Source organism: Nonomuraea sp. NPDC003707, from assembly GCF_053587055.1.
Map to the genome: position 1 here is coordinate 410,137 of NZ_JBSFNK010000009.1, position 15,135 is coordinate 425,271.

Below are 15,135 nucleotides of genomic sequence, written 5' to 3' on the forward strand. Positions count from 1 at the left end.
GCCCTCTAAAGGGTCGCGATAACTTGGCGCAAAAACTACTTCCGGGTCCGGCCCGGCGGCAGGCTGAGCGTGAACACCGTGTTCCCCGGCTCGCTGCGTACCTCGACCCGCCCGTCGTGGGCCGCAGTGACCGCCGACACGATGGCCAGGCCCAGCCCGCTGCCGCCCGCCAGCCGGGAGCGCGACCCGTCGCCCCGCGCGAACCGGCCGAACACGTGGGGGAGCACGTGCCCGGGAATGCCCGGCCCGTCGTCCGCGACCTCGACGCTCACCCGCTCCCCGAGCCGAACCGTCGCGGTGACCGTGGTGCCGGGCGGGGTGTGGGTACGGGCGTTCGCGAGGAGGTTGGTCACCACCTGGTGCAGGCGGTCGGCGTCCCCCAGGACCAGGGCGGGCTGGTCGGGCAGGCTGATCAGCCAGCGGTGGCGGGGCGCGGCCGCGTAGGCGTCGCCGACCGCGTTGACCACGATCGGCGACAGGTCCAGCTCCACCCGCTCCAGCGGGCGGCCCGCGTCCAGCCTGGCCAGCAGCAGCAGGTCCTCCACCAGCGTGGTCATCCGGCCCGCCTCCGAGCGGATGCGGCCGAGCGCGTGCTCCGTCTGCGGCCCGTGCCACTCGCCGCTGCGCCTGGTCAGCTCCGCGTAGCCGACGATGGAGGCCAGCGGCGTGCGCAGCTCGTGGCTGGCGTCGGCGATGAAGCGCCGCAGCCTCGTCTCGCTCTCGTGCCGCACCGCGAGGGCGGACTCGACGTGCCCGAGCATGCGGTTGAGCGCGCCGCCCACCTGCCCGACCTCGGTGTGCGGGTCGGTGTCCACCTCGGGCACGCGGGACAGGCGCACGACGTCCCCGGTGGCCAGCGGCAGCTCCGACACTCTGGAAGCGGTGGCCGCGAGCCGCCCGAGCGGGCGTACGGCACGGCGTACGAGCAGGGTGCCGGCGGCGGCCGTCAGCGCGACGCCCGCCAGCGTGACGGCGGCCTCCACCACGACGAGCCTGGTCAGCATGGAGTCCACGGCGGTCATGGGCAGCCCGGTGACCAGCACGTCGCCGTCGGGCGTGCGGGCGGAGGCCATCCGGTAGTCGCCCAGCGGACCGAGGTCGACCGTCACGGGCTCGCCGGTGACGGCGGCGAGCGACGGCGGCGCGGGCAGTTCCCGCACGGTGGCGATGCCGGTCAGCACGGCGGCCCGCCGCACCACCCCCTGGCGGATCCGCGCGCCGAACGTGCCCTCGGCCTGACCGGGCGACAGCAGGAACGACACCTCCCGGGCCTGCGGCGGCGGGTCGTCCCGCTGCGCCGCCGCGCTGGTCGAGCGGCGGGCGGCCGAGGTGACCTGGCTGTCGAGCCGGTCGGTGAGGAAGTCGTGGAACAGCAGCGTCGTCGCGGTGGCGATGACGGCGCAGACGGTGACCAGCAGCGCGATCGAGGAGACCACCAGCTTGGTCTCCAGCGACATCGTCATCCGGCGGGTCGGAGCGTGTAACCCACCCCGCGCACGGTGTGGATCATCGGCTGCCGCTGCGCGTCGATCTTGCGCCGGAGGTAGGAGATGTACAGCTCGACGACGTTGCTCTGGCCGCCGAAGTCGTAGGCCCACACCCGGTCGAGGATCTGCGACTTGCTGAGCACCCGGCCCGGGTTGTGCATGAGGAAGCGCAGCAGCTCGAACTCCGTCGGCGTGAGCCTGATCTCCTTGCCGTCCCGCCGTACCTGGTGGGTCTCCTGGTCCAGCGTGAGATCGCCGACCACGAGCCCGGCGTCGGCCCGCGCCTGGGCCGCGCCCGAGCGGCGCAGCAGGCCCCGCAGCCTGATGACGACCTCCTCCAGGCTGAACGGCTTCGTGACGTAGTCGTCGGCGCCGGCCCGCAGGCCGACGAGCCGGTCCTGGAGCGAGTCCAGCGCGGTCAGGAACAGGATCGGCACGCCCGGCAGCACCGCGCGCAGCCGGGGAAGGAGCTGGATCCCGTCCATGTCGGGCAGCATGACGTCCAGGACGATCGCGTCCGGGCGGAACCCGCGCGCCGCGCGGATGGCCTCGCTGCCGTTGTGCGCACTGCGGACGTCCCAGGACTCCTGGCGCATGACCATGGAAAGGAGCTCGGTCAGCGGAGGCTCGTCGTCCACGACGAGGATGTTGATCGAGCTGCCGTCCGATCGGCGCACGGGCTCGGACCGGGAGTTCGGGCTGGTCGTGTGCATATCCGTGACGATGACCTCCCTCTATGAAGGTTTGATGATGCCTGCTTGTGAATCGCCTGTGAGCTGCTCCCGGGCGATGCGCGGAAGGGCCCGGCGGCGTGCCGGGCCCTTCCTATCCCTTCAAGACGCGATCAGAGCCACGCGAAGCCGTCACCCCCTATTCGGTCAGAAGAGCTTCCCGGACCAGACGTTGGCCGCGGAGGCGTAGACGCTGTAGGTCTCGGCGTCGAAGTACGGCGAGCTGATGTAGTCGACCCGGTCGTTCTCGTCCTGGTCGTAGAACGCGCTGGTCACGCCGTTGAGGTAGCCGAGCCGCTTGGCACTGCTGTACTTCAGCAGCCACGGCCCGCCGTCGGCGCCTGCGGTCATGGAGCACTTCAGCCCGACGTGCTCCTCGATCTTCTTGGCGGCCGAGCCAACGGTCTTGGCCGTGGTCGTGCCGTAGCACCACTTGGGCGTGACGCCGGTGAACGGCTTGTTGCCGTCGGGCTGCGCGGCCTGCGGGTAGCCGAACACATAGTGCGCCTTCTTCAGCGGCTGGTTCCAGGAGATGCCCTGGCCGCCGACGTTGTCGCCCAGCCGGCCCGCGTCCGTGGCGTCGATCACGTGGTACGTGTTCGACGACCGGTCGTAGTAGCCGTGGTCGGCCTTCGTGGTGTCGGTGCCCGGCTTGGCCCGGTCGGCCTCGTACTCGGACCTGGTGACGGTCGAGTCCTTGACGGTCACGCCGTTGTAGACCGAGACGAACGCGTAGTCGCGGTCGTAGTCCTCGTACACGCTGTAGTCGTAGTGCACGAACGCCTGCTTGCCGACGTAGACGCCCCACGGGGCCTTGCCCTGGTAGTAGCCGGGCACGAAGACCCAGTTGTCCATGAGCTGCTCGTCATTGGCGGTGTCGTAGACGCAGTGGCCGGCCGTGGCGACCACGTTGGCGTACTTGCCCTGGATGGAGGAGGCCGAGCACCAGCGCTTCTTGCCCGCCGAGTCGACGAAGAAGACCTTGCCGACGGTCTTCGGCAGGTTGACGTTCTTCGACTTGGTGGTGGTCGTGGTGGTGCCGGTCGGGGCGACCGAGCCCGCCTTGGTGTCGGTGGACGGGGTGCCCGTGGAGGTGAGCTTGTCGACGTCGGTGGTGTCCTCCTCGACGTAGGTGGCGGCCTTCAGCGCGGCGCCGTTGTTCTCCAGCCAGTAGGCGGCGATGCCCTTGGCGGTGGTGATGCTGACGCTCTCGGTCGGCTTCACGTGCGGGGCGGCCTGCGCGCCGCCCGCCAGCGAGGCGCCGAGCAGCGCCGTGGCGGCCAGCCCGCCGCCGACGGGGGCGAGGGTGTGCTTGATCTTCAAGGGGATACTCCTTGCTCGTCGCGGGAACGCCATGAGCGTTCGGTGCGTCTGTGAGGCAGGAAGGTATCCCTCTCAGCCCAGCCTTTATGTCCTCCTATGTCCGGATTTAGCCGGCACACAGCTCGCCGTGATCGTGCCGTGATCTCACGAAGATCGCGTCGCCGCGCCGATTCCCCAAGGCGGCCGCCGATCCTGAGAACGAACCCGGGAAGAATCTGAGAATCGCATAAGAGAAATTATGTGTTGCAGATCACCGACCCCAGGTCGAGGCCACTACCTGCGCTTATCCAATACATAAGGTGAGCACAGGCGTTTCTCAGGTTGGCTCGACAGGGTGATTGGCGAGGGAAGACCTTCGGGGCTGAATTCAGATGTTCGGCCAGGTCCGTCCCGGATTGGATTCGTATCCAGTGCGCTTCTCCAAGCCTTTCGCCGTGACCCTCGCCAGCGCCGCTCTGCTGACGCTGCCCCTGTCGGGCGCCGCGTTCGCCGACGCCAGGCCGCAGCCGGCGGCCACCGCCAAGGCCCCGCAGCCGACGCACTCGAACCCCGTCACGCCCACTGTTACCCAGGACCAGTGGGTCAAGGGCCGCGACGACGCTCGCAGGTTCGCGCTGAAGGTCTCCGTCGACCCTGACCGGGTGCGCGCCGGCGACTCGTACGAGGTGACGATCGCCGCCAAGGGCCTGCGCTCCGGCACAGCCGTCGTGACCAGCCCCGAGGGCAAGAGCTACCGCGTGACGCTCTCCGACGGCGAGGCCACCAAGACCCTGACCGTGCCGTCCAAGACCAAGCCCGGCAGCAAGACCGTGACCGTCAAGGTCGGCAACAAGACCGCCACGGCCTCCTTCGACGTGGTGGCCCCCCGCCCGCAGCGCGACGAGCGCCACCGCGGCCACGACGGCAAGTAGTAGGTGGGCCGGGGGCCACCCACCCGTTGCCCGCCTGGGTGGTGGGCCCGCTGACACCCGCCCCGGACAAAGGGCTTCGCCGGGGGCGCTTCGCGCAGGGGCTCAGACGCCCCTATTCAGGCGCCTCCGGCGCACCCCCGCGCCTCCGGCGCCATCGGTCCCCGCCCGTTGACCGGTTGGATGGTGGGCCGTCTGCTGCCCACCCCGGACCGGCCGCCTTCGGAGAATTCGTGGGCCAGGGAGTATGGGGGATATCGGCTTTCAGCACACGCGAGCGCATTGAGGCTGGTCAATGAGGTCTTCGTGGGCCCGAGCGGGCTATGTCAAGGATGCGGCCGTCGGTTCAGGCGGCGCGGTAGCGCGTGGCCAGCTCGGGGCTCTGTGCTCCGAAGGCGGCGAGGTCGGCCTGGAAAACCGCGTCGAGGAGGCCGGCGTCCTCCACGCCCGGGGCGCAGACGGTCTCGCCCAGCTCCAGGCCGCGCAGGCTGGCGGTGACGACGTCGTCGGCCGTCATGCGGGGCACCCTGCTCATGTCGAGGCCCTGGCGTTCGTGGAACTCGGTGGCCACCACGCCGGGGCACACGACCTGCACGTTGACGCCGGTGCCCTCGAGCTCGGCGCTGAGGGTCTGGGAGATGGCGACAAGGTAGGCCAGGCTCCCGCCGTAGACGGCGCGGCGGGGCATCTGCGAGTGAGGGGCGGGGCCGCTGAAGGCGATCATGCCGGCCACGTTGATGATGGTGCCTTCGCCGCGTTCCTGCATGCCCGCGACCACGGCGCGGGTGAGCATGGTGGGGGCGAGGACCTTGACGCTGATGAGTTCTGCGGCCTTGTCTGCGGGGAGCTCGGCGAGCGGCATGTAGTGGGCGACACCGGCGTTGTTGACCAGCATGGTCAGCGGCTCAGTCGCGCAGATCTCGGCGACCGTGGCGATGCCTGCGGCGGTGGACAGGTCGGCGACCACGGCCTGGACCTTGACCTCGGGGTGCGCGGCGGCGAACTCTTCCAGGCGGTCCTTGCGCCGGCCCACGATCACCAGGTCATAACCGTTGGCGGCCAGACGCTCGGCGAAGGCCTTTCCGATGCCGGAGGTGGCTCCGGTGACGAGTGCGAGCTTGCTCACTGTTGTTCCTTTCCATTGCCGGCCGTGGCGGCCGGGGTTCGGCTTCGCCGCCCACTCTGCGAGAAGTGACCGTTGTTCGTGCTCATGCCTCAAGCCTGCGACATGGCCGTGCGACCAGCCAGACGTCTGGTCTTCCTGGGAACGCCGGTACCAGGCAGGCCAGCAAGGCCCTCCACTCAGGTCCACACGATGAGCCCCAAAGTAGGAGCGTCCTCCCAGGTCACAGCAGGTGACCGGGGAGCAGATCGGGTACGGGTTTCGGTCGGGACGATCGGGGATGAGTCCGGCGGTCGCGGCCGTGATAACGCCCTGCGGTGCGTTTGCCCAGGTCGGGTTGCTCGCTAAGTGTCTTAGCCAGGGCACACCGCTGGTAGCTCAGCGTCACTCGCCGGATTCCGCTCCAAATCTCTCTGAGGTCCGCCCGTCGCCCTGCTACCGTCTGGGCGCCGGGTCCATGTCCGGTGTCGGCACCCCGCTCGGGCCCAGCGGTCGCGGGCCTCATCCGCTCATCGCCGAGTGGCAGCGGGGCGGGCGCTTGCGCGTCCGGGCTGTCCTTCAGGCCGCGTCAGCTGCGGCTGAATCCCGCCCAGTTCTTGATCTTGAAGTTGCTGCCGCTGCGCTCCACCTCGGCAGCGCCGTGGCCGGGAAGGTGCGCGGGCAGGATGAGGGCCTTGTGGTCGGCGGCCCACTCCAGTTCGCGGCGCCGGGTCGTGAGCGCCTGCTTCTCGTCCTCCTCGAAGCAGCTGTTGAACTCGGGGTGTTCGAGCTGCAGCGGGGTGTGGAGCAGGTCGCCGATGAACACGGCTCTGTCGCTTCCCGACTCCAGCCGGATCACGGACGAGCCGGGAGTGTGCCCGGCGGCGAGGTTCAGCTTCAGGCTGGAGTCGAGGGTGTACGAGCCCTCCCACAGTTGCACCAGACCCGCCTCGTGCACTGGGAGCACACTGTCCTCCCAGACGTTCTGGTTGCCCTGCCAGTACTTCGGCCGCACAGGGCTCTCAGGGTTCCAGAAGTCGAATTCGATCTTCGGGATCAGGTAGGTGGCGTTGGGAAAGGTGGGCACCCAGTCACGGTCCTCGCGCCGGGTGTTCCAGCCGACGTGGTCGTTGTGCAGGTGGGTGTTGACGACGACGTCGACGTCCTGCGGCCTGACTCCCGCGCGGGACAGACGGCGCAGGAAGTCCGTGTCCATGTACTGCCACTGCTTGGCGTACGGACGGAACTTGTCGTTCCCGGCGCCGGTGTCGATCAGGATCGTCCTGCCCTCGCTGCGCAGGACCCAGGTCTGCAGAGCGGAGTTGACCATGTCGGTGCTCGGCTTCCAGAAGTCCGGGCTCAGCCAGTCCTTGTTTTCCTCCCACAGCTCTTTCGGACTCTCGGGGAAGAACTGGCGTGACGTCAGGCCGACGGGGCCGCTGAACTCCAGGACGCGGGTGACGGTGACCTTGCCCAGCTGGATCGTCTCGACGCGTGTCCGGCTCTCGGCCTTGGTGAAGGCCGCGGCGGAGGCCGGCTGGGCGAACACGCTGCCCAGCAGCCCGGCGGCGCCGATGCCCGCTGTGACTCCGACAAAGCCGCGCCGGCTCAGGGAACGTGAAGGATTTACGCTGTCCATTTTTTGCACTCCGATGGAATCACTCATCACGTCCTGCAGCGCCTGCGATCAGGTAAGGCCAGGACCGTGATAGGCCGCTTCTGGATCGTCACGGCCAGCTACCCACCATCCTGCGCATTGCAAGCACCGACCGGTATCAGTCACGTGACTGAAAGGGAAACGCCGTGTGCTGGGTAACTGGTAGGGGTCCTGGTAGCAGTGGCGGATAATCCAACGAAGTAGCTTCTGACCTGCGGTGACGGCCTCCTACGTGGTCCGGTGCGATGAGCCGCCGCGCGAGCCGGTACCGTCCCAGGCGGTGCGGGTCTGAAGAGGTGAGACGAACCATCAGGTCCGCCATTCTGCTCGATCACAATGCGACATGGCGGACGTCAGCCAACGAACCGCCCTCTCGGAAACCGCTGCCGATATGCGACCTAATGGTGCTTGGACCGGTGCTCAGCCCACAAGTCGACAGCCTCTTGGAGATCCAGAGCGGCAACGGCCTCGCGGGCCATCCCGACCGTGTAGATCAACCGGTCCGCGAGCCAATCTGGCACCGGTTCTCTAGATGGCGCCTTCTCCACCCGAATGTGATCGGCCAGCGTGCCAAGACGCTCGATCACCTGGCCGAGCTGGACGATCTCCGGACGGTCGAAACCCGCCTCGCGAACCCTCGCCGTCGCCTCGGCGTACGCTTCCGCTGTACATCTTTCTGTACAGAGTAGCGCCGATCACCGGGCACGCCGTGACGAGCGGCTATGACGACATGCGGCCGGGTCGCGGCGTGTGGGTGCCCTCGCTGCGCCCCTGCGGTCCGCCATTCTGGCGGCGCGCCGCGCCTGCATCGGCGCAGAGCCGACGCGTGGGACCTCTCGGTCGCGCTCATGAACAGCGTCACGCATAGGGCGCGACACCCATCATTACGGCCTCAGCTTTGACCCGAGCGGCGTAAGAATTCACGAGATGGCGATCGGGCCTGCCGGGTGGTGGACCCGTCTGATGCTGCTGGTGGTCGCACTTCATCTCGCGTGATAAATCAGGCTCAGGCTGCGGGAGCACGTGGACTGATTCGCACCTCCAGCTCGGCGTCCAGAGCCCTGGCCAGTCGCTCGAGGACCGGCAGTGTCGGCACGGTGCCTCCTCCTTCGAAACGGGCCACTGCTGACTGCGTCATGTCAGCCGCACGAGCCAGCTCACTCTGGCTCCACCCGCGAGATTCCCGCATCTGTCGTACTGCCCGACCGAGTTCGAAGGCGAGACGAGCCGCATCGTATGCCTCGGCCGCCCCGGGCTCGGACAGCCGTCGGTCACGGAGATCAGCCCAGTCGGTCCGCTCGGTCATCACCACTCCTCGTCCACCGAGTGCGCCTCGCCCTTGCAACGGGACAACGCCCGCCGCGCCCGGTCCACTTCTCGATCTTCCCTCATTCGCGTTTTGTGGAAAACGGTCAGAAGGATGATCCGCCGATCCGAAGCGATCCAGTAGCTGATCCGCATTGTCAGATCATCAAGGTAGAACCGCAGCTCGCGCAGCTTGCCATCGAGCTGTCGTGTGTATGGTTCTCCCAGCAACGGGCCTTCCGCCGCCAGCAGATCGATGTAGAAAGCCGCTCGCGCGAACGACTCTGCCGGGAGCTTCTCCAGCCACTCCCGAACTTCCGGTTCCAGCTCTACGCTACCCCAGACCATAGCAACGATGCTATGACCAGCAGGACTCCCCGCTCGCGCGATCGCAGAATCTGACCACTCAAAGTGATTTCGCAACTATCCACGGCTACTCCTGCGAACAGAAGAGGCAGAGGCTAGAGCGTTCTACGGCACATGGCGGCTACGGATGGCCTGGGTTCAATCGACGTGGGGATGCCTCTGCTCAAGATAGTCGTTGAGCTGCCGCCACTGCGTGGGGTGAATGTCCAGCAAGTGCAGTTCACCCGGCTCAACCCACCGCACATCGCTCGCCTCGTCGTTGACCTCCGGCTGACCGCCGACCGGGCGGGCGATCAGCATGACCTCGTACTCCTGGCGGATCTCGCCGTCCGTGTAGGCGACGATGTGACCGGGGTCGGAGTAGATCCCAAGGATGCCCACCGGCTCGACCAAGACACCGGTCTCCTCCTCGGTTTCCCGCACGGCGCACTGCGAGGGCGTCTCACCGATCTCCATCTTGCCCATCGGCAACGCCCACTGGCCCGTGTCGCGACGGCACTGCATGAGGATGCGCCCCGCGTCGTCCACGGTGACCGTCCCACAGGCCGGTACGAGACTGTTCGCCTTGGGTGCGCTCGGGTCGTTCCAGTACTCAACTCGTCCCATGAGATGCCTCTCAGATCTCCACGCCGGACCACGGAACGGCTCCGGCCCAGACGCGCTCGAACGACGACATGTAGTGCTCGGCCATCGTCCCGCCATCGAGACGGCGGAAGTGGAAGGTCGGGTTGGTGGTCAGGACGGCCGGGGTGGAGCGGTGCTCGATCGGGTGACGAGCTCGGTCTGCAGCTCGATCCGGGCCGGAGCGCCGTCGGTGAGCAGTGCCGTCAGCGCCGCCGCGCCCAGCTCGGGCCAGGGCTGGCGGACCGTGGTGAGGGCCGGCGTGACGTGGGCGGCGGCCAAGGAGTCGTCGAAGCCGATCACGCTCACGTCGTCGGGCACGCGCAGCCCGTGCTCGCCCAGCGCCTGGTACACCCCGACGGCCATGGAGTCCGAGCAGGCGAAGACGGCGGTCGGCGGATGGGGGAGGGAGGCGAGCAGGCGGCGGGTGGCTCGTAAAGCGTCGCCCTGCTGGAAGTAGCCGCACACCTCCCACCGGGGGTCGGCCCGGAGCCCGGCGGCGGCCATGGCCTGGCGGTGGCCGGCCAGCCGTTCGGCCGCGCACGGGACCCCGGGACGGCCCGTGACGACGGCGATCCGCGAGTGACCGAGGGCGATCAGGTGCTCGGTGGCCGCCCGTGCGCCGTCCAGGTTGGCCGAGGCGACGGCGGGCAGGCCGGACGGCGGCTTGCGGCGCGGGTCGACGATCACCGCGGGGATCCCCCGGTCGGCCAGCCAGGCCCGCTGCGCGGCGGTCGGCGACGTGCGCACGAGCAGGACGCCGGCGCTGTCGCGGGCGCCGATCCGGTCCAGCCACGCGGGCGGGGGCTGGCCGTGCTTGGTGCGGTCGCACACGGCCGAGACCACCAGGTCCACGCCCGCCCGCCAGGCCGCGTCCTCCACCCCGCCCAGGATCGCCAGCGCGTACGGCGAGTCGAGGGCCTGCAGCATGACGTCCACCATGCTCCCCCGGGCGGGCCTGACCCGCTGCCTGGGGTAGCCGCGCCGCTCCAGCACCTCGGCGACCAGTCGGCGGGTGTGGGCGGAGACGTCGGAGCGGCCGTTGAGAGCTTTGGAAACGGTTGCAACGGACACGCCGGCCTCGCGGGCGATCACGGCCAGTTTGGGCAACTGCTGGGGCTGGTCCTCGACCGTCATGACCCCCACTCTCCCCGCCGCGCCTGGGAATCGCCAGGCCAGCGCCCCGAAAATTTCGAATTTCAGGCATGACGGCCTGCTCCCGGCCGTGGGCGGGCACTCGGGCCATTTGACGCCAGGTACGTGCGGGTGCGACGTTTCCTGCAACCGATTGCAGCAGGTGCCGCCAAGGAGTGAGGGATGACGACCTACCGCAACCCCGTGCTGAACGCCGACTGGTCCGACCCCGACGTGATCCGCGTCGGCGCGGACTTCTACCTGACCGCCTCCACGTTCACCAAGGTCCCGGGCCTGCCGATCCTGCACTCGCGCGATCTGGTCAACTGGACGATCATCGGGCACGCCGTGACGAGCGGCTATGACGACGTGCGGCCGGGTTGCGGCGTGTGGGCGCCCTCGCTGCGCCATCACGACGGGCGGTTCTGGATCTTCTACGGCGACCCCGACGTGGGGATCCACATGGTGAGCGCGGAGGACCCGCGGGGTCCGTGGACCGCGCCGCACGTGGTCAAGCCGGGCGCCGGGCTCATCGACCCGTGCCCGCTGTGGGACGACGACGGCCAGGCGTACCTGGTGCACGGCTGGGCCAAGAGCCGCGCCGGCGTCAACAACCGGCTCACCCTGCACCGCATGTCGCCGGACGCCCGCGAGGTGCTGGACGAGGGCACGCTGATCATCGACGCCGACCTGCTGCCCGGCTACCGGACGCTGGAGGGGCCCAAGCTCTACAAGCGCGACGGCATGTACTGGGTCTTCGCCCCGGCGGGCGGCGTGGAGCAGGGCTGGCAGTCGGTGTTCCGGGCGAGCTCGATCTTCGGCCCGTACGAGGACCGGATCGTGCTGGAGCAGGGCGGCACCGACGTGAACGGGCCGCACCAGGGTGGCTGGGTGGACACCCCGTCGGGCGAGCACTGGTTCATGCACTTCCAGGACCGCGGCGCCTACGGCCGGGTCGTCCACCTGCAGCCCATGGCCTGGGAGGACGGCTGGCCGGTCATGGGCGCGGACGGCGAGCCGGTGCCCGGCGGCCCGGTGCCCGTCCCCGGCGGCGCGCCGGCCGGGCCCGCCACCTCCGACGACTTCGCCGGCCCCGAGCTCGGCCTGCAGTGGAGCTGGCAGGCCAACCCCGACCCCTCCTGGTGGGAGCTGGGGGACGGCACCCTCCGCCTGGCGTGCGCGCCGGGGCCGGAGGACCTCAGGGAGCGCCCGTCCGTGCTCGGGCAGCGGCTGCCCGGCGACCCGTGCACGGTCACCACCGGCCTCACCCTGGACGGCGAGGGCCGGGCGGGGCTGGTCGTGCTCGGGTTCACCTACGCCTACGTCGGGCTGGAGCGCACGGCGGACGGGACCGTCCTGGTGTGCGGGGACATGGAAGGGGACATGGAACCCCTGCCCGTCAAGGACGGCGCGTCCGTCACCGTCGGCGCGCGGATCGGGGAGGACGCGCTCGTCACGTTCCTGGCCGACACCGGCGACGGGCTGCGCGAGGTCGGCGCTCCCTTCCAGGCCACGCAGAGCCGGTGGGTGGGGGCGGTGCTGGGCCTGTTCGCGGCGGGGGACGGCGCGGGCCGGGCGGTTTTCGACGCCTTCACCGTGGACGTCGAGAGGTAGCCCCGGGGACACCCTGGAGAGTAATCGGACAACTACCTCTGGTTACCATAGATGGTGCATATGCGCATCGAATGGTGCGGATCACTCCAGGGGGGCTGGAAATGACTGATGACACCCGGGCCGACAGAGCGGGGCTCGACACGGCGGAGGTGGACGGCGAGGAGGTGCTGCTGCACAGCCAGGACGACCCGGTGGCCGCCGCCGCCGTGGACGCGGCCGTCGAGAGCGAGCTGCTGGACGAGTCGTCCGTACGGGAGGCCGTCGAGGTCGAGTGGTCGGCGGCCAAGCGGGAGAGCGGGCGCCAGATCGCCGGGCTGTCGCCCCAGGCCCAGGACCGCGTACGGCGGCTGCAGAGCGAGCTCGGCACCATGGGCGCGGAGGTCTGGCCGGTCTCCAGGTGGTGGGGGTTCGAGATCCACATCAACGAGAGCGCCGCATTGCTGGCCGCCGAGATCCCGCAGCTCGTCGGCGAGACCGCGGCCACCGTGCTGGGCTCCTGGCTCGCCCCGCACATCGAGCGGCAGGTGCGCGCCAAGGCCGACTGGATCACCTCGGTCGCCCGGCCGTACGGCGTGAAGCTGGTCTCGCCGTGGGTCGCGCCCGCCATGCTGGTGCCGGCCCGCGAGGACCGGCGCGACGGGGAGCGGCTGTACTGGACGGTTCACGAGCCCGGCGAGGGATGGACTCCTGACCAGACGTTCGTCGAGCACTTCAGCGTGTCGGCCCCGGCCCTCGCGGAGTTCCAGGACGGACTGGTCCTCGTCCACCGTGGCGAGGTCGACGATCCCAGCCTGTGGTGGACGGTCTACGACGCCCAGGAAGGGTGGAGCGCGGACCGGAGGCTGCCCGGGCACGTCAGCGACTCGGCCCCGGCGCTGGCGGCGTACGACGGGCGGCTCTACTGCGTGCACCGCGGCGACGGCGACGACAACCTGTGGTGGACGCGGTGGGACGGCTCCACCTGGAGCCCCGACGCCAAGCTCCCCGAGCACCCCAGCGCCTCCGCCCCCGCGCTGGCCACGTTCGACGGGCAGCTCTACTGCGTGCACGCCGGCACCGACTCCACCCTGTGGTGGACGCGTTGGGACGGCTCCTCGTGGAGCCCCTGCACCCAGCTGCCCCAGCACGCCTGCCGGTCCAACCCGGCGCTGGCCGTCTGGCGGGGCCACCTCTACTGCGTGCACACCGGCAAGGACTCCAGCCTGTGGTGGACGCGTTGGGACGGCTCCGCCTGGACGCCCGACCAGAAGCTGACCATGCACTCGGCCGCCGAGGGCCCCGCGCTGACCGTCTACAAGGACCGCCTCTACTGCGTCCACCGCGGCGCGAGCGACCAGCGCCTGTGGTGGACCGTCTTCGACGGCTCCTCGTGGAGTGCCGACGAGCGGCTGCCCGGCCATCACAGCGCCGAGGCCCCGGCCGCGATCGCCTACCGCGACCGGAACGCCACCCGCGACCAGCTCCTGGTCGTGCACCGCGGCACCCGCTAGACACGAAGAGGCGCCGGCCCGCGTGCGAGCCGGCGCCTCTTCGCCGCCGCTACCAGCCGGCGAGCTGCTCCAGGAACCAGTCGATCAGCACCTCGGAGACGTTGCCGTGCTCGGTGTTGGCCGTGTCGCAGCAGAACGCGTCCAGGAATGTCTCGTCCTTCGGCAGCTCGGTGAGGTCCCTGTACAGGTCGGTCTGCCACTGGTACGGGTCCCTGGCCAGGGCGATGGCGCTGACCGCGGGCACGAAGCAGCTGTGGCGGAACCGATCCTGGACGGGCAGCCCGATCGCGTCGGCCACCCTGCCCCACGAGTCGAGCGTGCCGCCCGGCGCCCCGTCGAACGCGGCCACGTGCGAGGTGGCGCTCGTCCACGTCGGAGCCCCGAACTTGACCGTGCCGACGTTCTGCAGCTGGCCCATGTCCGGCTGGATCTTGGCCGTGAGCTGCAGCGGGTCGTAGTGCAGGTCGAACACCGGCGTGCCCGGCGGCAGGTCACGCCCCGTGCCGTCGCCGACCCCGTTGGCCAGGCCCAGCTTGTACGGGCGGATCGGGAACCAGCCGACCCGGCGCAGGTCGTCCAGGAAGTCCGTGCGCAGCGGGCTCGCGGTGGTCACGGGGCCCGAGTAGTCCTCGTTCTCGACCCAGGCCCACAGGAGCTGCTGGGCGGCCGGGCTGCGGATCAGCTCGGCCTGCCCGGGGCCGTTCGCGCTCGGCTCCAGCGATTCGTGCAGGTAGGCGAGCTGCTGGAGCACCAGCGGGATCCAGGCGCCGAGGTGCGGCGTGTCGTAGGAGAAATACTTGTCGGTCTGGTGGTCGGCACCCTCGGTCTCCATGCGTGCCAGCGCGTACCTGGTGATCATGCCGCCCATGCTGACGCCGCCGACGACCAGCGGGAGGTCGCCCTGCCGCTCCCGGATGGCCCGCTGGACGCAGGTGACCGCCACGGCGGCGTTGGCCTGGATGTACGTCTGACGCTGGTCGAAGCCCAGGAGGATGACGTCGATGCCCATGGTCCGGAGCTGGTCCAGGAACCCGGGGCTGCGCTCGCTGTTGAAGTGGGCCCACAACGCGTCCAGGTCGCTGGGCCCGTAACCGAAGCCGTCGGCGAAGATCAGCGGCCGGGTCAGCGCGGCGTGCCCGTCGGCCAGATAGATCGCGGCCCGCCCGGTGGCCGTGCGCCCCAGGTGCGGCTTGTCGCCCACCAGCTCCCAGACGCGGTCGGGCCTGGGCGCCTCGCTCACGCGGGGATGCGGGGTCGAGAACCAGACCCCCTGCTCGCCGAGCGCGTCCACGATCCGCTCGGACTGCTCCTCTGTCAGGCTGCTCCTGACCGACTGGGCTCTGCTCTCGACGTCGATTCTCGGTTCGTGCGCCATGTCGATCCTCTCGCTAGGTGCC

13 protein-coding genes are annotated in these 15,135 nt (G+C 69.6%); 3 read left to right on the forward strand and 10 right to left on the reverse strand.

Annotated features, from left to right (window positions below; all coding sequences use genetic code 11):
* Nucleotides 1-35: 35 nt before the first annotated feature.
* The 3 genes from ACWDRB_RS25920 to ACWDRB_RS25930 form a co-directional block, all read right to left on the reverse strand.
* A complete protein-coding gene (locus ACWDRB_RS25920) occupies nucleotides 36-1,463 on the reverse strand; it encodes a sensor histidine kinase (RefSeq protein ID WP_449897595.1) in 1,428 nt (475 codons plus the stop codon).
* Nucleotides 1,460-2,200 (reverse strand): response regulator transcription factor, encoded by a 741-nt coding sequence (locus tag ACWDRB_RS25925; protein ID WP_350723497.1) that lies wholly within the window; start codon nucleotides 2,198-2,200, stop codon nucleotides 1,460-1,462. The genes ACWDRB_RS25920 and ACWDRB_RS25925 overlap by 4 nt, the downstream gene beginning before the upstream one ends.
* Nucleotides 2,201-2,365: 165 nt before the next feature.
* Nucleotides 2,366-3,541, reverse strand: a complete 1,176-nt coding sequence (locus tag ACWDRB_RS25930; RefSeq protein ID WP_363978072.1) for a trypsin-like serine peptidase — start codon at nucleotides 3,539-3,541, stop codon at nucleotides 2,366-2,368.
* Between the two features lie 434 nt (nucleotides 3,542-3,975).
* On the opposite strand from ACWDRB_RS25930, the gene ACWDRB_RS25935 reads away from it, so the two are divergent.
* A complete protein-coding gene (locus tag ACWDRB_RS25935) occupies nucleotides 3,976-4,452 on the forward strand; it encodes a hypothetical protein (RefSeq protein WP_449897598.1) in 477 nt (158 codons plus the stop codon).
* A gap of 343 nt (nucleotides 4,453-4,795) precedes the next feature.
* On the opposite strand, the gene ACWDRB_RS25940 is transcribed toward ACWDRB_RS25935, so the two are convergent.
* From ACWDRB_RS25940 to ACWDRB_RS25965, 6 genes are all read right to left on the reverse strand, one after another.
* Complete coding sequence (locus ACWDRB_RS25940) at nucleotides 4,796-5,575, reverse strand: SDR family NAD(P)-dependent oxidoreductase (RefSeq protein WP_364245111.1); 780 nt, start codon at nucleotides 5,573-5,575, stop codon at nucleotides 4,796-4,798.
* A 565-nt stretch (nucleotides 5,576-6,140) separates the two neighbouring features.
* Complete coding sequence (locus tag ACWDRB_RS25945) at nucleotides 6,141-7,190, reverse strand: MBL fold metallo-hydrolase (protein WP_364245109.1); 1,050 nt, start codon at nucleotides 7,188-7,190, stop codon at nucleotides 6,141-6,143.
* Between the two features lie 1,024 nt (nucleotides 7,191-8,214).
* On the reverse strand, nucleotides 8,215-8,514 hold the full coding sequence (locus tag ACWDRB_RS25950) for a helix-turn-helix domain-containing protein (protein WP_103956704.1): 300 nt from the start codon (nucleotides 8,512-8,514) through the stop codon (nucleotides 8,215-8,217).
* Complete coding sequence (locus ACWDRB_RS25955) at nucleotides 8,514-8,861, reverse strand: type II toxin-antitoxin system RelE/ParE family toxin (RefSeq protein ID WP_364245106.1); 348 nt, start codon at nucleotides 8,859-8,861, stop codon at nucleotides 8,514-8,516. Before ACWDRB_RS25955 ends, ACWDRB_RS25950 begins: the two co-directional genes overlap by 1 nt.
* 156 nt (nucleotides 8,862-9,017) lie before the next feature.
* The gene (locus ACWDRB_RS25960) at nucleotides 9,018-9,485 is read right to left on the reverse strand and encodes an NUDIX domain-containing protein (RefSeq protein ID WP_355193822.1); all 468 of its coding nucleotides are present in this window, start codon (nucleotides 9,483-9,485) and stop codon (nucleotides 9,018-9,020) included.
* 129 nt (nucleotides 9,486-9,614) lie between these two features.
* Nucleotides 9,615-10,637 (reverse strand): LacI family DNA-binding transcriptional regulator, encoded by a 1,023-nt coding sequence (locus ACWDRB_RS25965; RefSeq protein ID WP_364245104.1) that lies wholly within the window; start codon nucleotides 10,635-10,637, stop codon nucleotides 9,615-9,617.
* A 180-nt stretch (nucleotides 10,638-10,817) separates the two neighbouring features.
* Here ACWDRB_RS25965 and ACWDRB_RS25970 point away from each other — a divergent pair, with 180 nt between their 5' ends.
* Both ACWDRB_RS25970 and ACWDRB_RS25975 read left to right on the forward strand, forming a co-directional pair.
* On the forward strand, nucleotides 10,818-12,248 hold the full coding sequence (locus ACWDRB_RS25970; protein WP_449897606.1) for a glycoside hydrolase family 43 protein: 1,431 nt from the start codon (nucleotides 10,818-10,820) through the stop codon (nucleotides 12,246-12,248).
* Between the two features lie 101 nt (nucleotides 12,249-12,349).
* The gene (locus ACWDRB_RS25975) at nucleotides 12,350-13,738 is read left to right on the forward strand and encodes a hypothetical protein (RefSeq protein ID WP_449897608.1); all 1,389 of its coding nucleotides are present in this window, start codon (nucleotides 12,350-12,352) and stop codon (nucleotides 13,736-13,738) included.
* Nucleotides 13,739-13,787: 49 nt separating this feature from the next.
* Here the strand turns inward: ACWDRB_RS25975 and ACWDRB_RS25980 are convergent, their stop codons facing one another.
* Nucleotides 13,788-15,113, reverse strand: coding sequence for a hypothetical protein (locus ACWDRB_RS25980; protein WP_449897611.1), 1,326 nt, complete (start codon nucleotides 15,111-15,113; stop codon nucleotides 13,788-13,790).
* Between the last annotated feature and the right edge of the window lie 22 nt (nucleotides 15,114-15,135).